The organism is Rhodovibrio sodomensis (genome assembly GCF_016583645.1).
GTDB lineage: Bacteria > Pseudomonadota > Alphaproteobacteria > Kiloniellales > Rhodovibrionaceae > Rhodovibrio > Rhodovibrio sodomensis.
This window is the reverse complement of record NZ_NRRL01000054.1, coordinates 1-22,574: the sequence shown is the minus strand read 5'-3', so window position 1 is coordinate 22,574 and position 22,574 is coordinate 1. Positions and strand designations below refer to the sequence as shown.

Annotated in this window: 21 protein-coding genes; 7 read left to right on the top strand and 14 right to left on the bottom strand. The window is 69.5% G+C overall.

The annotated features are described in order from the left end of the window. Positions 1-3: 3 nt before the first annotated feature. Together CKO28_RS16745 and CKO28_RS16740 are read left to right on the top strand one after the other, a co-directional pair. On the top strand, positions 4-984 hold the full coding sequence (locus CKO28_RS16745) for a DnaJ C-terminal domain-containing protein (RefSeq protein WP_200341952.1): 981 nt from the start codon (positions 4-6) through the stop codon (positions 982-984). Between the two features lie 27 nt (positions 985-1,011). Further along, on the top strand, positions 1,012-1,353 hold the full coding sequence (locus tag CKO28_RS16740) for a chaperone modulator CbpM (RefSeq protein WP_200341951.1): 342 nt from the start codon (positions 1,012-1,014) through the stop codon (positions 1,351-1,353). 206 nt (positions 1,354-1,559) lie between these two features. On the opposite strand, the gene CKO28_RS16735 is transcribed toward CKO28_RS16740, so the two are convergent. Continuing rightward, positions 1,560-2,834, bottom strand: a complete 1,275-nt coding sequence (locus CKO28_RS16735; RefSeq protein ID WP_200341950.1) for a YihY family inner membrane protein — start codon at positions 2,832-2,834, stop codon at positions 1,560-1,562. A gap of 350 nt (positions 2,835-3,184) precedes the next feature. Between CKO28_RS16735 and fabI the strand changes: the two genes are divergently transcribed. Together fabI and aroC are read left to right on the top strand one after the other, a co-directional pair. Further along, complete coding sequence (gene fabI, locus CKO28_RS16730; RefSeq protein ID WP_200341949.1) at positions 3,185-4,033, top strand: enoyl-ACP reductase FabI; 849 nt, start codon at positions 3,185-3,187, stop codon at positions 4,031-4,033. Positions 4,034-4,070: 37 nt separating this feature from the next. Continuing rightward, positions 4,071-5,189, top strand: coding sequence for a chorismate synthase (gene aroC, locus CKO28_RS16725; RefSeq protein ID WP_200341948.1), 1,119 nt, complete (start codon positions 4,071-4,073; stop codon positions 5,187-5,189). A gap of 118 nt (positions 5,190-5,307) precedes the next feature. On the opposite strand, the gene CKO28_RS16720 is transcribed toward aroC, so the two are convergent. After that, on the bottom strand, positions 5,308-6,102 hold the full coding sequence (locus tag CKO28_RS16720; RefSeq protein ID WP_200341947.1) for a dienelactone hydrolase family protein: 795 nt from the start codon (positions 6,100-6,102) through the stop codon (positions 5,308-5,310). A 181-nt stretch (positions 6,103-6,283) separates the two neighbouring features. After that, entirely contained in the window at positions 6,284-7,180 is an 897-nt protein-coding gene (gene meaB, locus CKO28_RS16715) for a methylmalonyl Co-A mutase-associated GTPase MeaB (protein WP_200341961.1), read from the bottom strand. 200 nt (positions 7,181-7,380) lie between these two features. Here meaB and CKO28_RS16710 point away from each other — a divergent pair, with 200 nt between their 5' ends. Then, entirely contained in the window at positions 7,381-8,241 is an 861-nt protein-coding gene (locus tag CKO28_RS16710; RefSeq protein WP_200341946.1) for a class I SAM-dependent methyltransferase, read from the top strand. Between the two features lie 83 nt (positions 8,242-8,324). On the opposite strand, the gene CKO28_RS16705 is transcribed toward CKO28_RS16710, so the two are convergent. The 6 genes from CKO28_RS16705 to miaA form a co-directional block, all read right to left on the bottom strand. Beyond that, on the bottom strand, positions 8,325-8,666 hold the full coding sequence (locus CKO28_RS16705) for an endonuclease domain-containing protein (protein ID WP_200341945.1): 342 nt from the start codon (positions 8,664-8,666) through the stop codon (positions 8,325-8,327). A gap of 192 nt (positions 8,667-8,858) precedes the next feature. Continuing rightward, the gene (locus CKO28_RS16700) at positions 8,859-9,566 is read right to left on the bottom strand and encodes a type 1 glutamine amidotransferase domain-containing protein (protein ID WP_200341944.1); all 708 of its coding nucleotides are present in this window, start codon (positions 9,564-9,566) and stop codon (positions 8,859-8,861) included. A 410-nt stretch (positions 9,567-9,976) separates the two neighbouring features. Next, a complete protein-coding gene (gene ilvC / locus CKO28_RS16695; protein ID WP_200341943.1) occupies positions 9,977-10,996 on the bottom strand; it encodes a ketol-acid reductoisomerase in 1,020 nt (339 codons plus the stop codon). Between the two features lie 117 nt (positions 10,997-11,113). After that, positions 11,114-11,716, bottom strand: coding sequence for an acetolactate synthase small subunit (gene ilvN, locus CKO28_RS16690; RefSeq protein WP_242480612.1), 603 nt, complete (start codon positions 11,714-11,716; stop codon positions 11,114-11,116). A gap of 207 nt (positions 11,717-11,923) precedes the next feature. Further along, on the bottom strand, positions 11,924-13,720 hold the full coding sequence (locus CKO28_RS16685) for an acetolactate synthase 3 large subunit (RefSeq protein ID WP_242480611.1): 1,797 nt from the start codon (positions 13,718-13,720) through the stop codon (positions 11,924-11,926). Positions 13,721-13,865: 145 nt separating this feature from the next. Then, the gene (miaA, locus tag CKO28_RS16680; RefSeq protein WP_200341941.1) at positions 13,866-14,846 is read right to left on the bottom strand and encodes a tRNA (adenosine(37)-N6)-dimethylallyltransferase MiaA; all 981 of its coding nucleotides are present in this window, start codon (positions 14,844-14,846) and stop codon (positions 13,866-13,868) included. A 258-nt stretch (positions 14,847-15,104) separates the two neighbouring features. Here miaA and serB point away from each other — a divergent pair, with 258 nt between their 5' ends. Together serB and CKO28_RS16670 are read left to right on the top strand one after the other, a co-directional pair. Continuing rightward, on the top strand, positions 15,105-16,034 hold the full coding sequence (gene serB, locus CKO28_RS16675) for a phosphoserine phosphatase SerB (protein ID WP_200341940.1): 930 nt from the start codon (positions 15,105-15,107) through the stop codon (positions 16,032-16,034). Positions 16,035-16,140: 106 nt separating this feature from the next. Next, complete coding sequence (locus CKO28_RS16670) at positions 16,141-16,524, top strand: helix-turn-helix domain-containing protein (protein ID WP_200341939.1); 384 nt, start codon at positions 16,141-16,143, stop codon at positions 16,522-16,524. A 33-nt stretch (positions 16,525-16,557) separates the two neighbouring features. On the opposite strand, the gene CKO28_RS16665 is transcribed toward CKO28_RS16670, so the two are convergent. The 5 genes from CKO28_RS16665 to hflK all read right to left on the bottom strand — a co-directional run. Next, the gene (locus CKO28_RS16665) at positions 16,558-18,096 is read right to left on the bottom strand and encodes an alpha/beta fold hydrolase (RefSeq protein ID WP_200341938.1); all 1,539 of its coding nucleotides are present in this window, start codon (positions 18,094-18,096) and stop codon (positions 16,558-16,560) included. Positions 18,097-18,253: 157 nt separating this feature from the next. After that, positions 18,254-19,768 (bottom strand): DegQ family serine endoprotease, encoded by a 1,515-nt coding sequence (locus CKO28_RS16660; protein WP_200341937.1) that lies wholly within the window; start codon positions 19,766-19,768, stop codon positions 18,254-18,256. 283 nt (positions 19,769-20,051) lie between these two features. Further along, the gene (locus CKO28_RS16655; RefSeq protein WP_200341936.1) at positions 20,052-20,249 is read right to left on the bottom strand and encodes a DUF2065 domain-containing protein; all 198 of its coding nucleotides are present in this window, start codon (positions 20,247-20,249) and stop codon (positions 20,052-20,054) included. A 162-nt stretch (positions 20,250-20,411) separates the two neighbouring features. Next, positions 20,412-21,389: a protease modulator HflC gene (gene hflC / locus CKO28_RS16650; RefSeq protein WP_200341935.1), complete on the bottom strand. Its 978-nt coding sequence runs from the start codon at positions 21,387-21,389 to the stop codon at positions 20,412-20,414. Between the two features lie 18 nt (positions 21,390-21,407). Next, a partial coding sequence (gene hflK / locus CKO28_RS16645; protein ID WP_200341934.1) for an FtsH protease activity modulator HflK occupies positions 21,408-22,574 on the bottom strand: 1,167 nt, incomplete at its 5' end.

Here is a 22,574-nt window from a genome sequence, read left to right as displayed (position 1 = left end):
CCCATGAAAGACCTGTACAAAGTTCTCGGCGTCTCCCAGAGCGCGAGCCAGGACGAGATCAAGAAGGCCTACCGCAAGCAGGCCAAGCAGTATCATCCCGATCTGAACCCCGGGAACAAGGAGGCCGAGCAGAAGTTCAAGGATATCTCTCAGGCCTACGACATCCTGGCGGACGCGGATAAGCGCAAGAAGTACGACGCCGGCCAGATCGACGAGACCGGCCAGGAGCAGGCGCGCAGCCAGCCGGGCGGCGGCTTCTACCGGACCTACACCCGCGGCGGCCAGGGCGCGAAGTACACCGGCTTCGACTTCGGCGGCGAGCAGTTCACGGCCGAAGACATCTTCGCCGACCTGTTCGGCGGCGGACTCGGCGGCATGGGGGGCGGCATGGGCGGCGCGGGCATGGGTGCCGGTCCGGGCGCGGGTCCCGGCGGCGCCAAGCGCAAGGGCGAGGACGTCACCTACGCCATCAAGGTCGGCTTCCTGGAGGCGGCGAACGGCGCGCGCAAGCGCGTCCGCCTGGCCGACGGGCAGACGGTCGACGTCAACATCCCCGCCGGCACCGAGGACGGCAAGCAGCTGCGCCTGAAGGGCAAGGGCAAGACCGGCCCGGGCGGCGCGCCGGCCGGCGACGCCTACGTGCGGATCAACGTCGAGCCGCACCCCTATTTCGCCCGCGACGGGGAGGACGTGCAGCTGACCCTGCCGATCACCCTGCAGGAGGCGGTCGAGGGCGCGACCGTGACCGTGCCCACGGTCGACGGCACGGTGCAGATGAAGGTGCCGGCCGGCAGCAACTCCGGCAAGACGCTGCGGCTGCGCGGCCGCGGCATCCAGCCTAAGGGCAGCGACACCCGCGGCGACCAGCTGGTCAGGCTGCAGGTGGTGCTGCCCGACCAGCCGGACGACGAGCTCAAGAAATTCGTCCAGAAGTGGGGCCAGAAACACCCCTACAACCCGCGCGAAAAGGCCGGCCTGGTCTAACTAGCGCCGGCTCGGAGGGGCTCAGCCATGGCACGCACGCTCGCCCAAGTGGTCGAGGTCACGCAAGTCGCCGAGGCCGACGTCGTCGCCTGGGTCGAACAGCAGTGGGTCCTGCCCGGCGAGGAGGCCGGCCAGTGGCTGTTCGACGAAAGCGACGTCGCCCGGGTCTCCCTGATCCAGGAGCTGCGCCGCGACATGGACGTCAACGACGACGCCATGCCGGTGGTGCTCAAGCTGCTCGACCAGGTCTACGGCCTGCGCGCCGCCCTGCACGAAATGCAGGAAGCCATCCAGGGCCTGCCGGATGAGCAACGCCAGGCGCTGCAAGACCGGGTGCAGGAGGTGCTGCGCAGGCATGGGCAGGGGTAAGTCCCGCGCCTGCGCCGGAAGACAGCCGCATAAAGTCCCCTCTCCTCCACGTGGGAGGAGAGGGCTAGGGAGAGGAGGTTTGCACGCACGCGAAGCTCCGGCGGCGTTCCAAGCGCATAGGCCGTGCAGAGCCACCTCTCCCTGTCCCTCTCTCCCGAGTGGCGGAGAGGGGACCCGCCGCCGCATTCGTTTCCTTAAATAGCGCCCTACCCGGCTCCACCCGCCACCACGCGCGGTAGCGGCTGGTCGGTGCGGTCGAGGACCTCGGCGACCGTGAGCTCCGTCAGCGGCGCGTGCGCTGTGCGCAGGTCTTCGACCGCGCTTCGCACCGCCGTGGGCCAGCCGTCGGCCAGGGCCAGCGACAGCCCGATCGCCTGCAATAGGTCGCCCAAGGTCGCGACCGACAGATCGTAGGACAGCACCCAGCGGCCGCCCTGGGCGCGGGCGATGAAGCCGGCCTCCCGCAGGGCATTGGCGACCTCGTCGATCTCCGCCGGGGTCACCGGCAGGCCGCGGGTCGCCTCCTCGCGCTTGAGCTGGCGGCCTTTCCGGGCGCCCGCGCGCAGCCGGCCCATAACCGCGAGCGCCAGCGCCAGCTTGCCGCCGGGGCCGACCCGGGCGTGACCGCGGGCGCGGGCGGCGCGCCATTCCGGCAGGCCGGCGGCGACCTCCGCGCCCAGCAGCACGACGCACCAGACCAGGAACAGCCAGACCAGGAAGATCGGGATGCTGGCGAGCGCGCCGTAGACCGCCTGATAGCCCGGCACGAACGAGAGGTAGAGCGCGAAAACGCCCTTCAGCACCTCGAACAGCACCGCCGCGACCAGGCCGCCCAGAACGGCGTGCCAGGCGTGCACCCGGCGGTTCGGCGCGACGTAGAAGATCACCCCGAAGCCGACCGCCGCGAGCGCCACGGCGAACCCGCGGGTCAGCAGGATGTCCAGCCCGCCCCAACTGTCCAGCCCGCTCGCCTGGATCGAGGCGAAGAAGTAGCTGGTCACCGAGATCGACCCGCCCAGCAGCAGCGGACCGAATGTCAGCAGCGTCCAGTAAACCAAGACGCGGGTCGCCAGCGGGCGCGGCTCGTGGACGCGCCAGATGGTGTTGAACGCGCCGTTGATGTTGGACAGCAGCAGCAGCGCCGTCGCCGCCAGCCCCATGATGCCGGGCGCGGTCAGCTTGGTCGCGTTGTCGATGAAGGTTTCGAACCGCGCCGACATCTGGGCGTCGGTCCGCGGCAGGAACTCCTCGAAGAGCCCGGAAATCACCCGCTTCTCGACCCCGTCGAACACCGGAAACGCGGTCAGGATGGCGAGCGCGATCGCGAGCAGCGGCACCAGCGCGAGCAGCGAGGCGTAGCTGAGCCCGGAGGCGAGCCGCATTCCGTCGTCGCCGACGAAACGCTTCACCGTATCGCTGGCGAACGCGGCGAGGCGGCTGCCGCGGGCGGAAAACCGGACCCGCACCCAGAGCCGGCGCAAGCCGCGTGCGGTCCCGCTGTTCCCCGCCTGCAGAAGAGCTTGGCGTAAATTCATGTAAGCGAGTATAGCCGCACCCGGCCGGGCTAGGGAAATCCCTGCGATTCGCGGCATTTATCCGCCCGTAACTGGCGTTTGCGCGCTGCAAGCGTTGGTGTAGGATGCGCCAACCCTTGAACCGGACGGCGGCGCCGCCCCGGCGGACAGCGCGCCGCCCGACCCATCGAGATCGGCGCACCGCCGCGTGATCGCGGCCGTCCACCACCGCCGCAGGCGTTGCCCCAGCGGGGGTCTGGCCGCATCGGTGCGCGGGCGCCATCCGACTTAGAACACGCGTGAGAGCGAGGAGACGCATGGCCGAGGAACAAGGGCTGATGCAGGGCAAGCGCGGCCTGATCATGGGCGTGGCGAACAACCGGTCGATCGCCTGGGGGATCGCGAAGGCCGCGCACGACGCCGGCGCCCGGCTCGGCTTCACCTATCAGAACGACGCGCTGCTCAAACGCATCCGCCCGCTCGCGGAGCAGGTCGACGCGGAAATCCTGGAACCCTGCGACGTCTCCGACGACGACAGCATCCAGGCCGTGTTCGACAAGGTCGAGGAGACCTGGGGACAGATCGACTTCATCGTCCACGCGATCGCCTACGCCGACCGCGAGGAGCTGACCGACACCTACGTCCGGACCAGTCGCGACGGCTTCCTGCGGTCGCTGGAGATCTCCTGCTACTCCTTCACCGCCGTCGCCCAGCGCGCCGTGCCGATGATGAGCGAGGGCGGCAGCCTGCTCACCCTGACCTACTACGGCGCCGAGCGGGTGATGCCGCACTACAACGTCATGGGCGTCGCCAAGGCCGCGCTGGAGAGCAGCGTGCGCTATCTGGCCGCCGACCTGGGCGGCGCCGGCATCCGGGTGAACGCGATCTCCGCCGGGCCGATCCGTACCCTGGCGGCCTCCGGGATCGGCGACTTCCGCTATATCCTGAAGTGGAACGAGCTGAACTCGCCCTTGCGCCAGAACGTCACCATCGACCAGGTCGGCAAGGCAGGGCTGTACCTGCTGTCCGACATGTCCTCGGCCGTCACCGGCGAGGTGCATCACGTCGACAGCGGCTACCACACGGTCGGCATGATGGCGGTCGACAACGCCCCGCAGCTGGCCGACCTGCTGGAAAGCCTGCGGCGCGAGCCGCCGCCCCAGTAGGCGCGTCTGCCTCTCTGACATCGAGGTCGCCAGAACCATGCCGGGCAACGCCTTCGGCCAAGCCTTCACGTTCACCACCTGGGGCGAGAGCCATGGGCCCGCCTTGGGCTGCGTGATCGACGGCGTGCCGCCGCAGATCCCGCTGTCGGAAGCCGACCTGCAGGGCTGGCTGGACGCGCGCAAGCCGGGCCAGTCGCGCTACACCACCCAGCGCCGCGAGTCGGACACCGTGCGGATCCTCTCCGGGGTGTTCGAGGGGCTCACGACCGGCACGCCGGTCTGCCTGATGATCGAGAACGAGGACCAGCGGTCCAAGGACTACTCGGACATCAAGGACAAGTTCCGCCCCGGCCACGCGGACTACACCTACCTCGCCAAGTACGGCGTGCGCGACTACCGCGGCGGCGGCCGATCCAGCGCGCGCGAGACGGCCGCGCGCGTCGCCGCCGGCGGGGTCGCCCGGCGGGTGCTGGAGCAGCTGCTGAGCCCGGCCCCGCTGATCCGCGGCGCGCTGGTCCAGATGGGCCCGCATAGGATCGACCGCGCCAACTGGGACTGGGACCAGGTCGGCGCCAACCCCTTCTTCTCCCCCGACGCCAAGGCGGCGGAAACCTGGGCGGACTACCTGGACGGCGTGCGCAAGGCGGGCTCCAGCGCCGGCGCGGTCGTCGAGGTGGTGGCCGAGAACGTCCCCGCCGGCCTGGGCGAGCCGGTCTACGACAAGATCGACAGCGACCTCGCCAAGGCGATGATGAGCATCAACGCGGTCAAGGGCGTGGAGATCGGCAACGGCTTCGCCGCCGCCGCGACGCCGGGCGAGGACAACGCCGACCAGATGCGCATGGTGGGCGACGCCCCCACGTTCCTCACCAACAACAACGGCGGCACGCTGGGCGGCCTCACCAGCGGCCAGCCGGTGGTCTGCCGCTTCGCGGTCAAGCCGACCAGCTCGATCACCATCCCGCGCCAGACGGTCGACCGCTTCGGCCAGGAGGTCGAGGTCTCGACCAAGGGCCGGCACGATCCGTGCGTCGGCATCCGCGCCGTGCCGGTGGGCGAGGCGATGATGGCGCTTGTCCTGTGCGACCACCTGCTGCGGCACCGCGGCCAGACCGGCGCGCTCGGCCCGGTCACGCCGGCGTTCGACGAGAACTAGCTTCGATTGCAGGACGCCGCGGCGGGTCCCCTCTCCTTCACTGGACGGAGAGGAACAGGGTGAGGTAGGTCTGCACGGCCTTGCGCCCGCCCACGGCGCGCTGCACGCGTCGCGGCGCTTATCGCGCTGCCAAGTTGGGTGACCTCACGTGTTCGCCGGGGAAGGAACGTATCGCGTCCTCAAATCCCTGCTTCTCAGCAACGCCATGACCGCTGCGGTTGAGCAGCACTGCGCGCGAGCCGTTGTTCGCACTCGCGACCGCCGACCTGCACTGCGCCATGGCGCCTTCCTTGTACTCCGGGTCCAAGACGTTGTTCACGACCAATGTCGGCATAGCCTCCGCCACCGGAAGCGTGCCGTTGCGCAGGCAGTCCCACCCTGTGATGACAGCTGCGATGAATCCGCTGCCACGATACCAGCCGACCGCCCAGCCGCCTTCACTGTGACCGGCCAGCACAAACCGTTCCTGATCGATCCATGGCAGTTGGCGGATCCGCTCGCGCACCGTCCGCGCTTCGTCGTGGCGCATTGCGAGGTGGCTGCGGTTCTGAGCGTGACACTGCGCGGTGCGGTCTTCGCGCGCGAAGCTGTCGGGCGCGAAGACGGCATATCCGAGAGAGGCGAAAACACGCGCCTGCCGGGGCGTCTCGTCGCCCAGACCGTTACAGCCGTGTAGAAGCACAACCGCCGGCCAGCGGCCCTGAACGTTGTCTGGCAACGCGTCGATGCTTCCACTTGCCCCAGCGTCCTCAAACGCCGAGAAGGCCGCGGGGACCTGAGTTTTCGCCGGCATCGCGTCGCCTGGCAGCCAGAAGCGGGTAGCGTCGACTGCTTGCTCCGTCGGCCCCACCGTCACACAGCCGGCCAGCGCCAGGACACTCAAAAAACCCGCCGCCGCCCGACTCGTCAGCATGAACCCGCTCCTTGTCAGATTAGAAGAATGTTTATCACCTGATTTTCCTGTCTCTGCAACCGTCACGCTGTAGCGGGACAGCGAGTACGCGCGACGTGTAGCGCGATACCCGTTAGAGCAAAATCCCCCGAACGGCGATGACGCGGGATGCAGCGCCCGGCAGGTTGATGCGCGAACCCGTCTACAGCTTCGCCGCCAGCTCGCTTAGCCGCGAAAAGGGCGACTCTCCCTGCCCCAGCGTCACCTTACCCAGGCGCTTCAACCCCTCGCGGCCGTGGCGGTCGCGCAGGGCTTCGACCAGCCATTGCTCGGCCTGGGCGGCCCGGTGGGCGGCGAGCCGGCCATCCTGGGCGAGCCAGGCCTGGTGAGCGTCGAGCGCGGCGATCAGGTCGTCCAGGCCCGCGCCGGTCTCGGCCGACAGCTTGAGGCAGCGGGCCTGCCAGCGGCTGTCGTCCGCGTCGTCGTTCAGGCTCAAGGCGCCGTTCAGATCGGAGAGCGCGCGGTCGGCGGGCGCGCCGGTGTCGGCCTTGGTGATCGCGGCGACGTCGGGGATCTCGACGATACCGGCCTTCATGAACTGCAGGCTGTCGCCCGAGCCCGGCTGGACGCAGAACAGCACCGTATCAGCGACCCCGGCGACGTCGGTCTCCGACTGCCCCACGCCGACCGTCTCGATCAGCACGACGTCGTAGACCGCGCGCATCAGCACCATGCCCGCCACGGTCATCTCCGCGAGCCCGCCGAGGCGGTCGCGCGCGGCCATCGAGCGCACGAAGATGCCGCTGTCGTCGGGGTCGCTCAGCAGCCGGACGCGGTCGCCCAGCAGCGCCCCGCCGGAGCGCCTGGACGACGGATCGACCGCGATCACGCCGACGCTGCGGCCGTGCGCGCGCAGCTTCCGGATCAGCGCGCCCAGCAGGGTCGACTTGCCGACCCCGGGCGGGCCGGTCACGCCGACCACCTGCCCCTTCGGCGCCCGAAAGGCCGCGTCCAGCAGGGCCAGCGTGTCCGCGGCCTCCGGCGCGCGCTCCAGCCGCGCCAGCGCGCGGGCGAGCGCGGCCTTGTCGCCGCCGGCCATCGCCTGCAGCCGGCTGTCGGGATCGTCGTCGCGGGTCGCTGTTTCGGCCACGCCAGTGCCTCTCCTAGGTGCCCCTGGAACTGGGAGACAGGCTTTGGGGTAGCCGCGCCGGCGCCGGGCGGTCAAGCCGGCCGTCTGGACGGGTGCGGCCGGGGCGTGCAAAGCTGCCGGCTCCGCGTCCGACGACCCGTGTCCGCCACATGACCGACGGATCTTCCCCCGCCCGCTCCGCCGACCGCCGCGCGCCCGCGGAGGCGATCGTGCGGCATTACCGGCGCAACGGCGACTGGGCGCCGCGGATCACCGAGCTGATGCGCGCGCACGGGCTGGACCCGCGCGACCCCGACGCGATGGCGCCGCTGGAACAGCTGCACCTGGGCGGGCACGACGCCACGCGCGCGCTCGCCGACTGGGCGGGGCTGGCCGGCGGGACGGTGCTCGACATCGGCTGCGGCATCGGCGGGCCGGCGCGGACGCTGGCTCACGCGTTCGCGTGCGACGTCACCGGGATCGACCTGACCCACGGCTACTGCCGGGACGCCGGTGCGTTAAGCCGCCAGGTCGGGCTCGCCGCGCGCACCCGCTTCGCCTGCGCCAGCGCGCACGATCTGCCGTTCGCCGCGGCGAGCTTCCCCTGGGTCTGGACCCAGCACGCGGCGATGAACATCCCGGACAAGCGCGCGATGTACGCCGAGATCGCGCGCGTGCTGCAGCCGGGCGGCCGGCTGGTGCTGCACGACATCGTCGCCGGCCCGGGCCGGGAGCCGCACTTCCCCGTCCCCTGGGCGAGCACGCCCGACGCCTCGTTCCTGCTGCCCGCGCGCGGCGTGCACGCGTTGCTGCGCGCGGCCGGGCTGCGCGAGCGTGTCTGGGAGGACCTTAGCAAACACGCCGTGCAGCGGGTCCGCGACGCCCGCGCCCGGATGCGCGCCGGCGAGCCCGAGGGCCTCGGCCCGCACCTGCTGCAGGGCGCGGAGTTCCTGGAAATGCGCCGCAACCTCGCCCGCAATCTTGAGGAAGGGCGCGTGGGCGTGATCCGCGCGGTGTTCGAGAAGGCGTAGCGTGTTCGAGGCGGGGGACACGATGCTGTCGCATCACCCTCACCCTCCCACGCCCTGACGGGCGCGGGCCCCGCCCTCTCCCCTCAAGGGAGAGGGGATTTCAGGGCGCGCTCGATCGTCTCGTAAACCCCACGTGGATTGGTCAGGACGTCGTTGTTCCAGAACCGCAGCACGCGGTAGCCTTCAGCTTCAATGAACGCTGTCCGCTTGCTATCGGCGTTCACATGGATGGCATGCTGACCGCCATCAATCTCGATCACCAGACGGGCTTCTAGACAAACGAAGTCGACGATATAGGGGCCTATTGGCTGTTGGCGGCGGATTTTCGCGCCAGCGACTGTGCGGTTTCGTAGATCGCGCCATAACGCCCGTTCAGCGTCCGTCGCGTCTCGCCGCAACCGCCGTACTGCCGTCTTGCCCGCCATGCGCGCAGGCTACCACCCCCTCTCCCTCGAGGGGAGAGGGAGGGGCCCGCGGACCGATAGGTCCGTGGGAGGGTGAGGGTGGGACTCCTCGCTTTGCGCCGGGGAGTCCCACCCTCACCCTGGCCCTCTCCCGTCAAGGGAGAGGGGACCCGCCGCCGCGACGCGCCTTCTCTCCCGCGATCGATGCCAGCCTTAAGCCGCCTTCTCGGGCGTGTCCGCGCCCTTCAGGCGGTCGCGCAGGCGTTCGGCGAGGGTTTGGGCGCTCATCGGGTTCTGGCCGGTTAGGAGGTTGCCGTCCTCGACCACCTTTTCGGTGAACGCATCGGCCGTCTCGACCGCGCCGCCCAGTTCGCGCAGCTTGCTCTCCAGCAGGAAGGGGACGACGGTCTCCAGCTCGACGGCGCGCTCCTCCGCGTCGGAGAAGCAGTTGACCTGCTTGCCCTTGACCAGCGGCGCGCCGTCCGCGCGGGTGGCGCCGACGAACGCGGCCGGGCCGTGGCAGACGGCGGCGACCGGCTTGCCGGCGTCGTACAGGTCGGCGATCAGCTGGCCCAGCCGCGGATCGTTCGGGAAGTCCCACATCGTGCCGTGGCCGCCCGGCATGAACACGCCGAGGTAGCCCTCCGCCAGCACCTGGTCCAGGCGCTTGGTCAGCTTCAGCTTGTCCATGGCGTACTGGTCGTCGAGGAACCGCTCGACGTTCGCCGGGTTCTCGCCGCGCGGCTTCTGGTTGTCGACCGGCGCCTCGCCGCCTTGCGGCGAGGCGAGCTCGACCTCCAGCCCGGCGTCCTGCAGGACGTAGTAGGGGGTCGCGAGCTCGTCGAAATGCACGCCGGTCTTGCGGCCGGTCTCGCCCAGCTTGCGGTTCGAGGTGACGACGAACAGCACCTTGCGGGCCATGGAAAACGCCTCCTTGGCTTGCCTGTCTTGTTCCATCACGTCAGCTAAGTGCGTGCAGGCCAGAAGCAAAGGGGCGGGGCATCATCGCAGCGTTGCGCGATCGGAAACGCCTGGTCCGGCGGGTCCCTCTCCTCTGAAGGAGACTTTTGCACGGGAGGCATGAGCATCCGTGTGGGGTGCTTCGACACGCCAGCCTGTGGCTGGCACCTCAGCATGATGAAGCTGCATGTAAGCGTCTGACAAACCTACAGCTTCATCCTGAGTAGGACGCCGAAGGCGTCCGTGTCGAAGGACCCCATACGCGCGTTTGGCGAGCTGCGCAAAAATCTCTTAGTGGGAGAGGGACAGGGGGTGGTCGCCCGCGGCACCCGCCCTGGGGCCACGGGCGGCCACCTCCCGCCTGACGACCGTCAGTTCTTCGACTTGTCGACCAGCGCGCCTTCGCCGAGCCAGGGCATCATGGCGCGCAGCTTTTCGCCGACCTGCTCGATCTCGTGGTTGGCCCAGCGCCGGCGCTCGGCCTTGAAGTTGGGCTGGCCGGCCTTGTTCTCCAGCACCCAGTTGCGGGCGAACTCGCCGGACTGGATCTCCTCCAGGACCTGCTTCATCTCCTGCTTGGTGTAATCGTCGACGATCCGCTTGCCCGAGCAATAGTCGCCGTACTCGGCGGTGTTGGAGATCGAGTAGCGGACGTTGGCGAGCCCGCCCTCGTACATCAGGTCGACGATCAGCTTCACCTCGTGCAGGCACTCGAAGTAGGCCATCTCCGGCTGGTAGCCGGCCTCGACCAGGACCTCGTAGCCGGTGGCGACCAGCTTCGACAGGCCGCCGCACAGCACCGCCTGCTCGCCGAACAGGTCGGTCTCGCACTCCTCGCGGAAGGTCGTCTCGATCACGCCGGAGCGCCCGCCGCCGATCGCACACGCATACGAAAGGCCGACGTCGTGGGCGTTGCCGCTGGCGTCCTGCTCGACCGCGATCAGGCAGGGCACGCCGGCCCCGCGGACGTACTCGCTGCGCACCAGGTGACCGGGGCCCTTGGGCGCGACCATGAACACGTCGATATCGTCGCGCGGCTCGATCAGCTTGAAGTGGACGTTGAAGCCATGCGCGAACGCGATCGCCGCGTTCGGCTTCATGTTCGGGGCCAGCTGCTCGGTGTAGAGGTCGGCCTGCAGCTCGTCCGGGGTCAGCACCATGACGACGTCGGCCCACTGCGCGCCCTCGGCCGGGGTGGTGACCTCCAGGCCGGCGTTCTTGACCTTCTCCGCCGTCTTGGAGCCCGGGCGCAGGGCGACCCGCACCTCCGAACAGCCGCTTTCGTGCAGGTTGTTGGCGTGGGCGTGGCCCTGGCTGCCGTAGCCGACGATCAGGATCTTCTTGCCCTTGATCAGGTTCACGTCGGCGTCGCGATCGTAATAGACACGCATGGCGCGGTGTTTCCCCTACTCGCTTTGTTGATCTGTGTCTTAGTGTGCCCGTAAGCGGCCTTACGCTGGCCCGTCCTTAAGCCGCGCGGCGCGCGGCGTCCAGCCCGCACGCGCGGGCTACAGCCCCTCCGGCCCGCGCTGGATGGCGACCACGCCGGTGCGCGAGACGTCGATCAGGCCGAGCGGGCTCATCAGCTCGACGAAGGCGTCGAGCTTGTCGGTCTTGCCCGTCATCTCGAACACGAAGTGCTCGTGGCTGGCGTCGACCACGCGGGCCTTGAAGATGTCGGCGATCCTGAGCGCCTCGACCCGCTTCTCGCCGGCGCCGTTGACCTTCACCAGCGCCAGCTCGCGCTCGACGTAGGGCCCGGCCATGGTCAGGTCGGAGACCTTGTGCACCGGCACCAGCCGGCCGAGCTGCGCCTTGATCTGCTCCAGGATCATCGGCGTGCCGGAAGTGACGACGGTGATCCGGGACAGCGCGTTCTCCGGATCGACCTCGGTCACCGTCAGGCTTTCGATGTTGTAGCCGCGCCCGGAGAACAGGCCGATCACGCGCGCCAGCACGCCCGGCTCGTTATCCACCAGCACGGCGATCGTGCGCTTTTCGGTGTGGGTGGAGACGCGGAGTTCTTCCGGGCTCTGGGCGGTCGCGTTTTGGGCGCTGGGGCTGCGGGAGCCTTGGGCGGTGGTGTTCTGGGCCATCGGTTTCTGGGCCATCGGTTTCCGGGCCATCGGTTTTCTGGACCCCGGCGCGCGGGGCCGGGTTCTTCTGGGCACATCGTGGTTGGCCGCGCCGTCGCGCGATCGGGCCCGGATGGGGTCCGGGCGGCTTGCGGGCCGGCGGCGGGCGGGTGAGGTCTAAAGCACCGCGGCGGCGTGAAAAAGCCCCGCGGCGGCTGATCCGCGGGGCTTTTAGCCGATCGGCTAGACCAGCACCATCCCGTCCTCGCTGGTTTTGTGGTCGGCGTGGTCGTCCGGGCCCAGCAGCATCTGGTTGTGCGCGGAGCCCGAGGGGATCATCGGGAAGCAGTTCTCCACCTCGTCCACGCAGCAGTCGAAGATCACCGGCTTGGGCGTCTCCAGCATCTCCCGGATCTTGTCGTCCAGCTCGGCGGCCTTGGTCGCCCGGATGCCGACCGCGCCGTAGGCCTCCGCCAGCTTGACGAAGTCCGGCAGGCTGTCGGTGTAGCTCTCGGCGTAGCGCTCGCCGTGCAGCAGCTGCTGCCACTGCCGGACCATGCCCATCCACTGGTTGTTGACGATGAAGATCTTCACCGGCAGGCGGTACTGAATCAGCGTCGACATCTCCTGCATGTTCATCAGGATCGACGCCTCGCCCGCGATGTCGATCACCAGCGCGTCCGGGTGGGCGACCTGCACGCCCATCGCCGCCGGCAGGCCGTAGCCCATGGTGCCGAGCCCGCCGGAGGTCATCCAGCGGTTGGGCTTCTGGAACTGGTAGTACTGCGCCGCCCACATCTGGTGCTGGCCGACCTCGGTGGTGATGAAGGCGTCGCGGTCCGCCGTCATCTCATAGAGCCGGTTGATCGCGTACTGCGGCTTCATCACGTCGCCGGTCTGCTCGAAGTGAAGGCACTTGCGCTGGCGCCAGCTGTCGATCTGCGACCACCAGGTCTTGAGGGCGTTCGGGTCCAGCTTGTGCTGGCGCTGCTTCCACAGCCGGACCATTTCCTCCAGCACGTGCGCGACGTCGCCCACGATCGGCACGTCGACCACCACGTTCTTGTTGATCGAGGAGGGGTCGATGTCGACCTGGATCTTCTTCGAATAGGGCGCGAACTCCGACAGCTTGCCGGTGACACGGTCGTCGAACCGCGCGCCCACCGCGAGCATGACGTCGCAGCCGTGCATCGCGAGGTTCGCCTCGTAGGTCCCGTGCATGCCGAGCATGCCCAGGAACTGCGGGTCGCCGGCCGGATAGGCGCCCAGGCCCATCAGCGTGTTGGTGATCGGCGCCCCGGTCAGGCGCGCGAACTCGGTCAAGAGCACGCTGGCGCGGTCGCCGGAGTTGATCACCCCACCGCCGGAATAGATGATCGGCCGCTTGGCGCCGGCGAACAGTTCGACCGCACGTTCGATCGCGCCCTTCTCGCCCTTGACCTGCGGGTTGTAGGAGCGGTGCTTGACCTGATCCTTGGGCAGATAGGCGCCCAGCGCCTGCTGCACGTCCTTGGGCAGGTCGATCACGACCGGCCCGGGCCGGCCGGAGCGGGCGACGTGGAACGCCTCGTGGATGATCCGCGGCAGGTCGGCGACCGACTTCACCAGATAGTTGTGCTTGGTGCACGGGCGGGTGATGCCGGTGGTGTCGGCCTCCTGGAAGGCGTCGTTGCCGATCAGGTGGGTCGGCACCTGGCCGGTGAAGCAGACCAGCGGGATGCTGTCCATCAGCGCGTCGGTCAGGCCGGTCACCGCGTTGGTGGCGCCGGGACCGCTGGTCACCAGCACCACGCCGACGCGCCCGGTGGAACGGGCATAACCCTCCGCCGCGTGAACCGCCGCCTGCTCGTGCCGGACCAGATAGTGGCGCAGGCTGTTCTGCTTGAACAGCGCGTCGTACAGCGGAAGGACGGCCCCGCCCGGATAGCCGAAGATCGTATCGACCTCCTGCTCGATCAGCGCCTTGATCACGATCTCCGAACCGGTCAGCTGCTCGGCCGACGTAGTCGTCTCGCCGGTCGGCATGGTCTGCGTCGACATGGTGTCCTTCCTTGCTGCTTCTCTAGTCCAGCCCGTGCGTGTCGTCCCGTCTCGCCGCCGCGGCCCCGCCGGCAGCCGCCAGAACGCGGGCATACCCGGCCTGTCGCGGCCCCGCCGGGCGCGGCGCGAGGCGGAAGCTAGAGCCTCAAGGTTGCGCGGTCAAGATGAATTCGCGAATTTCATTAAACAATACGGCCTGCGCACTTTTCGAAAATTGCGCGTGAACGATGGCGGCCTTATCCGCGTCCTTGGGCGTCTGGGTGCGCAGCCAGGTCAGCTGGCGCTTGGCGAACTGCCGGGTCGCCTGCTGCGCCGTGGCCAGCGCGTCGGTATAGGCCGCTTCGCCGCGCAGGTAGCGCGCCAGCTGCGGCACGCCAACCGCTTTCATCGCCGGCAGATCGCCCGGCAGGTCCCGGTCCAGCAGGCCCCGCACCTCGTCCAGCCCGCCGTTCTCCGCCATCCAGGCCAGCCGGTCGTCGATCTTACGGTACAAGGGCGCGCGCGGCGGCAGGGCCGCCAGCGTCAAAACGTCGTAGGCCGTGCTGGCGGGATGCGCCTCGGCCTGCCAGTCGGCGAGCGAACGCCCGGTCGCGCGGATCACCTCCAGCGCGCGCGCCTGGCGCTGGCCGTCGTCCGGGTTCAGGCGGGCCGCCATCGCCGGATCCTCGCGCCTCAGCGCGCGGTGCAGGCCGGGCGGGCCCGCCGCGTGCTGCAGCTCGCGCACGCCGCCGCGGATTGCGTCGGGAATGTCCGGCACCGGAGCCAGCCCTTGCAGGAACGCGCGCAGATAGAGCCCGGTGCCGCCGACCAGGATCGGCAGCCGCCCATCGGCGTGTGCCGCGTCGACTTCCCGAAGCGCCCAGCCGCGCCAGCGTTCTGCGGTACAGGGCTCGCTCGCCGGCAGCACGCCGTAGAGACGGTGCGGCACGGCGGCCTCGGCCTCCGGCGTCGGCCGGTCCGACAGCACCCGCAGATCGGCATAGACCTGCATGGAATCCGCGTTGATCACGGTGCCGGCGTAGGCCTGCGCGACCGCCAGGGCGAACCCGGACTTGCCGCTCGCCGTCGGTCCGGTGATCACCAGCACCGGCGGGCGGGGACGATCTGCGAAGCGGTCGGCAGTCACGGGGGCGCCCTCGATCTCTGACAGTCGGCACGGCGGGCGGCCCGGTGGCACGGCGCTTCGGCGGGTCCCTCTCCCTTGAGGGGAGAGGACAGGTGAGGGTGGGACTCCCCGGCGCACGGCGAGGAGTCCCACCCTCACCCTCCCACGGACCTTCGGTCCGCGGGCCCCTCCCTCTCCCCTCGAGGGAGAGGGGACGGCCGCCGTCGTGTCATCCGGCGGCGCTTGCCCCGCCGCCCTGCCCCGCTTATCACCGGGGCCATGACCGAGACACCGGAGCGTGCCGACGAACGGCAAGTCTGTACCCTGATCGCCGATCCGGCGTCCAGGGACCTCGACCTCGCGGACATCCAGGCGGTGCGCGAGGGCCTGCGCGCCGCGGGCGCGGACGTGGCCGGTCACCGCTGGCTGGCCGAGCACGCCGCGGCCGACCTGCCCTACCGCGGGATCACGCCTTCGACCGCGGGGGAGGCGGCCCGCCGGGCGGTGCGCGAGCGGCCGCTGGACGTCGCCGCGCAGCCGGAGACCGGTCGGCGCAAGGCGGTGCTGGTCGCCGACATGGACAGCACCATCGTCACCGGCGAGACGCTCGACGAGATGGCGGAGGCGGTCGGCCTGAAGGACAGGATCGCCCAGATCACCCGCCGGGCGATGCACGGCGAGCTGAATTTCGAGGCGGCCCTGCGCGAACGCGTCGGCATGCTGGCCGGCCTGAAAGAGGCCGACGTCAAGGCGACCCTGGACCGGGTCGAATTGTCCAAGGGCGCCAGGACCGCGATCGCCACGCTGAACCGCCACGGCGTGACCTGCGCGCTGGTCTCCGGCGGCTTTACCGCGATCGCGGACCCGGTCGCCGAGTGGTGCGGCTTCGACCGTGTGGTCGCCAACCGCCTGATCATCGAGAACGGCGCCCTGACCGGCGCGGTCGCGGAGCCGATCGTGGGCAAGGAAGCCAAGCTCGCCACCCTGCGCGACCTGGCCGGGGCGCGCGGCGTGCACGAAAGCGCGGTCGCCAGCATCGGCGACGGGGCCAACGACCTGCCGATGCTGCTGGCCGCCGGGCTGGGCGTGGCCTACCGCGCCAAGCCGAGCGTCAAGGCCGCGGCCCGCTTCGCCCTGGAGCACGGCGACCTGACCGGCCTGCTCTACCTGCAGGGCTACCGCGCGGATGAATTCGTCGCCCGCGGATAGTTCGCTCCCCGAGCGAAATGCGGCGCAATCAGTGGGTCGGCCGGCTGCCGGCGGGTGATACTTGGAGACCGTTCAACCCGCCGTACGTTCGAGGGCATGCACGACCATGACGACCCTGCTTCAAGAAGCCCAGCCGCACACCCTGGGCCAGCGCATCCGGACCCAGCGCAAGCGCCTTGGCCTGTCGACCGCCGAGCTGGCCAGGCAGGCCGGCGTCACCCGCGATACCCTGAGCGAGTGGGAGCGCGACGCCACCACGCCACGCTCGAACCGGCTGCTGACCCTGGCGGGCGTATTGGGGACCAACATCGGCTGGCTGCTGGAAGGTCACGGCCAGTGCGCCCCGCGCACCGACCCGGATACGGAAATGGCCGCCCTGCGCGAACAATTGAGCCATGCCCGCGACCTGGTGCAACAGTTGTCGACCAACCTGGACGCGCTGCAGACCCGCGTAAACGCGCTGGAGCAGCGCCGGGCGGGCGGGGCGTAGCGCGACGATCCCGTCCAGGCGGCAGCCGCGGTCCTACTGCTGCACCATCGGGAAGGTGACGGCGATCGCCCAGGCAAAGATCAAGGCGTTCGCCACCCCGGCCACGGCTGGATGGCCGGTCGCCTTGTACGACCAGCGGCTGAACAGGCCGAATACGACGAAGAACAGCACCATCACCGGCACGATGATGAACAGGAAGAACAGCTGTTCGAGGTCGAGCCCGGCAGCCGCCATCAGCGAGACCAGGAACGCCGCCTTGGTCGCCGGATAGGCGCCGCGGGCGTGCTGCGGCCCCCGGGTCAGCCATTCGTCGGCCAGGAAGAACGGCAGCGTGCCGGCGAACAGGGCGGCGATCAGGGGCAGCCGTTCCGGGATCGGCCAGAAGCTGATGAAGAAGCGGTCGATCGGCACGCCCACGGCGAGGATCGCGTAGGCCGCCACCGCCGCGGCGGCGAGCGCGAACCGGGCCCAGGGCAGCGGCGGGGTCGGCGCGGCGATGTCCCGGCCGCGCCCGACGTACCACAGCGCCAGCGCGGTCAGCAGCCCGTACAGCCCGAAATGGGCGGCCAGATAGTCGCCGACCAGCAGCGGCAAGAAGTTGGTCGGCAGCAGCCACAGCACCAGCGGGGTCGCGACCGCCGGGATCACCACGACCGGCCAGGCCCGGCGCCAGCCGATCCCGGCGCCGGTCGGCGCCTCCCGGACCGCCGGCAGCAGGGTGAACGCCGGCCGGGCGAACGCGGCCGCCGCGAGCACCAGCAGCAGGATCCACGGACCCCAGACGACGGCGCCGGCCCGGCTTTTCCGCCCAAAGCTGCGGTTCAGCCAGTCGCGCGCGGCCGTCAGGCTCTCCTGGCTGTAGAGCACGCCGATATGCTCGACCCCATCGGCGATCCGCCAGCCGCGCGCGCTGCCGTCGCTAAAACTGCCGTAGATCTCGCCCGGGGACGGCTCCTCGACGCCGGGCTTGAGCGCGACCGCGCGTTTCGCCGCGTTCAACAACGCCTGCGGCTCCAGCCCGCCCACGATCACCAGCAGGTTTTCCGGCGTCTCGGCGGAGACGGTGGGCGCGAACATCGATACCGCGACCGTGCCCACGATCGGCTCCGGGGTCTGCTGGGCGAAGCGCACGATGATGTCGGACGCCATCGAATGGCCGAGCAGCCCCAGCCGGCCATCGCTGCGCGGCAGGCCGCGCGCGAACCGGGCAACGTCGGCCATCTGGTCGAGCAGGCTCCGCGTCGCGCCTTCGACCCGGGTGATGTCGCCGGTCAGCGGTAACGGGTGTTCGCCGTGGCCGAGGAAGTCGAACGTCACCGCGATGTAGCCATTGCGCGCCAGGGTCAGGGCGAACGGCTGCATCAGCTGCTGCGAGCCGGCGAAACCGTGGGCGATCAGCACCGTCGGCGCCGCGCCCTCCCCGGCCGGGCGGTAGACGGTGGCGGGCGTGCGCTCGCCGACCGTCGCCTGGCTGACCGTGACGCCGTCGAACGGGGCCAACAGGCGCCATAGCGCAAGGCCGATCGCGACCAGGGCGACCACGGCGATCAGCAGGTTGGACAGGCGGGTCACGGCGTCGGCTCCCAGACGGGCACGGGCTCGGTTGGCGGGGCTGGAAAGCTATCCGGGCGCGCATCGTTGCGCGCACGGACCCGACATGCAACGCGGCGGCCCCGCAGGATCGGGACCGCCGCGTCAGCGCCACGGGACGGGTGGTATCCGACCAGGCTTAGCCCAGGCGGACCGCCACCCAGCGGAAATCGCCCTGGTTATACACCAGCAGCGTGACCACCCTGTAGCCGCCCTCGCGGGCCTGCTCGATCTTCTGGGCGACCTGGCTCGGCGAGGTCACCTCTTCCTGATCGACCTCGACGATCACGTCGCCGGCGGAGAGGCCCTTCTCGGCGGCGGAACTGCCGGGATCGACCTCGGTGACGACCACCCCCTTGGCGGTATCGTCCAGGCCGAACCGCTGGCGGGTCTGGTCGGTCAGCGTCGCCAGGCCCATGCCGAGGACGCTGCCGGTGTCGCCCCCGCCGGAGCCGCCGTCGGGCTGGCTCTGCTGGTCGCGGAAGGCGGCCATCGCCTCCTCGTCCAGCTTGCCGAGGTCGACCTGAACGGTCCGACGCTCGCCCTTGCGCCAGACGACCACGTCGACCGTCTTGCCGATCCGCGTCTCCGCGACCATGCGCGGCAGCTCGCGCATCTCGCCGACTTCCTCGCCGTCGAAGCGGAGGATCACGTCGCCCTGCTTGATGCCGGCACTGTCCGCTGGCCCGCCCTCGGAGACGGAGGCGACCAGCGCGCCGCGCGGCTCCTCGAGGCGCAGCCCCTCGGCCAGCTCTTCGGTCACCGATTGGATGCGCACGCCCAGCCACGCCCGGCGCACGTCGCCGTACTCGCGCAGCTGGCTGATCACGTTTTGGGCGATCTCGCTCGGGATCGCGAAGCCGATGCCGATCGAGCCGCCGGACGGCGAGAAGATCGCGGTGTTGACGCCGATCACCTCGCCGTCGGTGTTGAACATCGGGCCGCCGGAGTTGCCGCGGTTGATCGATGCGTCGGTCTGGATGAAGTCGTCGTAGGGGCCCGCGTTGATGTCGCGCGAGCGCGCCGAGACGATGCCGGCGGTGACCGTGCCGCCCAGGCCGAACGGATTGCCGATCGCGAGCACCCAATCGCCGATTCGGGTCTCGCTGCTGTCGCCCCAGCTGGCGGCCTTCAGCTTGCGCTCAGTGTCGACCTTGAGAAGGGCAAGGTCGGTCTTTTCGTCGCGGCCGACGATCTTGGCGGACATCGTGGTGTCGTCGTGGAAGCGCACGGTGATCTCGTCCGCACCCTCGATGACGTGGTTGTTGGTGACGATGTAGCCCGCCTCGTCGATGACGAAGCCCGAGCCGAGCGACGACGGCCTGCGGCGTGGACCCTGTGGCCCCTCGCGCCCCGGGGGCTGCTGCGGCCGACCCTGTTCGGGCTGGCGGCGGTTGAAGAAGTCCTCGAAGAACTCCTCGAACTGGCGGCGCTGCTGGCTCTCCTCCACCTTCTGGGTGGTCGAGATGTTGACCACGGTGGGCAGCAGCTCCTCCGCCAGGTTGGCGAAGGTGTCGGGACGGTCCTGGGCCTGGGCGCCCGCGGGCAGTGTCAGCGCGGCGGCCAGGAACGCCCCCAGCGCCAGGGCGGCCAGACGCGCCAGACGCGTCGGGCCGGTCGGCGCGGTGGCGATGGCGGATGTCTGCAAGGTCATGTCTCCATTGCACGTGAACTGTCGGCCGCGCCGGGAATGGCACCGCGCGACTGTTGGGTGCCGGACGCAGGCGAAGACGCCATGGCCCGCGGTGGTACCGCCGGCGCCGGCCGGCGGCCAGTCCAGCCGCGGTCGGCGCCGCCGACGGGTGTCTGCCGCAACATTCGGCCGGCCAGGCCAAAGGCGCGCCGGCATGTTGAGCTCAAGGATGGGGTGGGCCGGCCCTGGGTCAAGCTGTTGCTGCATTAGATCGGCCGCGAGTTTGGCCATTTTAGGGCGCGCCCTAGCGTAGCATGTAAAGGAAAAACACGCCGACCAGCACAGTTAGCAGACCGCCCAAGCGCAGCGCCTCCGCCGGCATCTGGTCGAGCTGTTCCAGCGCGCGGCGCACCACGCCTGGAAACAGCGACATCGACACCCCCTCGATCACGAGCACGAGGGCGAGCGCGGTCCATAGGTCCAACCAAGCGATTTCGGGCATGGCCTCTTGGGTGGAGCGCGTTGGGACGAGGCCCGACCCGCCGGTGCGGCCAGTCGGTGGCCGGTTCACCAAATACAACGGGCCGGGGCCATGCAAGACCCCGGCCCGAAGTGCCCGTCCGCTCGGCCGGTCGCGGATGGCTACCGCACGCCAAGCGGGCGGTCAGTTGGCACTGCTGGTGTTCCCCTGCGGCCGGCGGTCCGCCCGCGGGCCCAGCGCCGGCCCGTCGTCGGCCTGCTGGCCGGCCTGGCGCAGCTCGTTCTGCAGGGCGCCCTCGCCGAACATCCGGAAGAAGGCGTTATCCTGGGTCGACAGCACCAGGTAGGAGTTCTGCGCGTTGCCCTGGTTGATCGACCCTTCGTAGGCCTGCATCGAGCGGTAGAACGCGAAGAAGTTCTCGTTCTTGCCGTACGCGTTCGCCAGAATTTCGGTGCGCCGGGCTTCGCCCCGGCCGCGGATGATATCGGCCTTGCGCTTCGCCTCGGCCCGAATCACCGTCGCCTCGCGGTCCGCGGAGGCACGGATACGCTGCGCCTCCTCGCGGCCCTGGGCGCGAAACTCCGCGGCCTCCCGCTCACGCTCGGACCGCATCCGGGCGTAGACCGCCTCGGACACCTGCTCTGGCAGGTCGGTGCGGCCGATCCGCAGATCGACGATGTTGATGCCGAAGCGGTTCGACTCCGCGTTCACCTGTTTCTGGATCCGGGCCATGATGTCGTCGCGCTGAGCCGACAGGATGCTGGCGAGGTTCACGGTACCCAGTTCGCTGCGCAGGGCGGAGTTGATGATCGACCCCAGGCGATCGCGCAAGCTCCGCTCGAACGTCACCGTCTGGTAGAACTTCAGCGGATCGGTGATTTCGTAACGGGCAAAGGAATCCACGTCGAGCGGCTTCTGGTCGGCCAGCAACACGCGCTCGACCGGCGGGTCCAGGTCCAGGATCCGGCGTTCGTAGTACCGTACATCCTGGATGAACGGCACCTTCACCTTGAGGCCCGGCTCGGTGATCACCTGCTTGGGATCGCCGAACTGCAGGACGATCGCCTGCTGGGTCTGATGCACGGTGAATAGCGCGCTGTACGCCACGATCGCCAGAAGGATCGCAAGTACGCCGCCCGCAATCATATAGACGCGGTTCATGATCGAAGCCCTCCTGGCCTAGTTCGTCGTGGCGTTGGACGAGCCGCCGCCACCGGTGGGCGAACCGCGGCGCCAAGTGCCGGTCTGATCCGACGGGTTCCCGCCGGTCATCCGGTTGCGCAGCTGATCCAGCGGCAGATACGGCACCGTGCCGCCGGTCGACCCGGCGTCCATCAGCACCTTGTCGGTGCGCGCATAGACGTTCTGCATCGTCTCCAGATACATCCGCTTCTTGGTGACCGCGGGATTCTGCTTGTAGGCGGCTAGAACCTGCTCGAAGCGCTGCGCCTCACCCTGCGCCTCGTTGATGATCCGCTCGCGGTAGGCTTCGGCCTCTAGGATCATCTTCTGCGCCTGGCCGCGCGCCTTGGGGATCAGGTCGTTGCGGTAGGCCTGCGCCTCGTTGCGCAGCCGGTCGCGGTCCTGCAGCGCCCGCTGCACGTCGTTGAACGCATCGATCACCGGCTCCGGCGGCTGCACGTTCTGCAGCTTCAGGCCGGTGATCAGGATGCCCGACTCGTAGTTGGTCAGGATCTCCTGCAGCAGTTCCTTGGTCCGGTTCTCGATCTCGGCGCGCGCTTCGGTCAGGGCCGGCTGGATGTCGGTCCGGCCGATCACCTCGCGCATTGCCGATTCCGCTGCGATCTTTACCGTGCCCTCGGGGTCGCGGATGTTGAACAGGTAGCGGCCGGCGTCCGAGATCTTCCACTGCACCGTAAAATTGATGTCGATGATGTTTTGGTCCCCGGTCAGCATCAGGCTCTCGCTCTTGACGTCGCGCTGATTGCTGCCGGCTGGACCGCCGACCTCGCGGAAGCCGACGTTGATCTGGTTGATCCGCTCGACCGAGGGGGTCAGCACCGTCTCGATCGGGTACGGCAGGTGCCAGTTCAGACCGGGCTGGGTGGTGTTGACCCACTCGCCGAAGCGCAGGACCACGCCCTGCTGATCGGTCTGCACGCGGTAGAAGCCGCTCAGGAACCAGATGCCGATCAGCACCGCGGCGATCAGCGCGATGCCGCGGCCGCCGAGCCCGCCGCCGGTGCCGGAGCCGCCGGGGAGGATCTTCTTCAGGCGATCCTGGGCCTTGCGGACGAGGTCGTCGAAGTCCGGTGGACGCTGGCCGCCGGGAGCCTGCGAATGCGCGGTCAACACGGCGGTCACCGACTGGACGCCCTTGAGCGC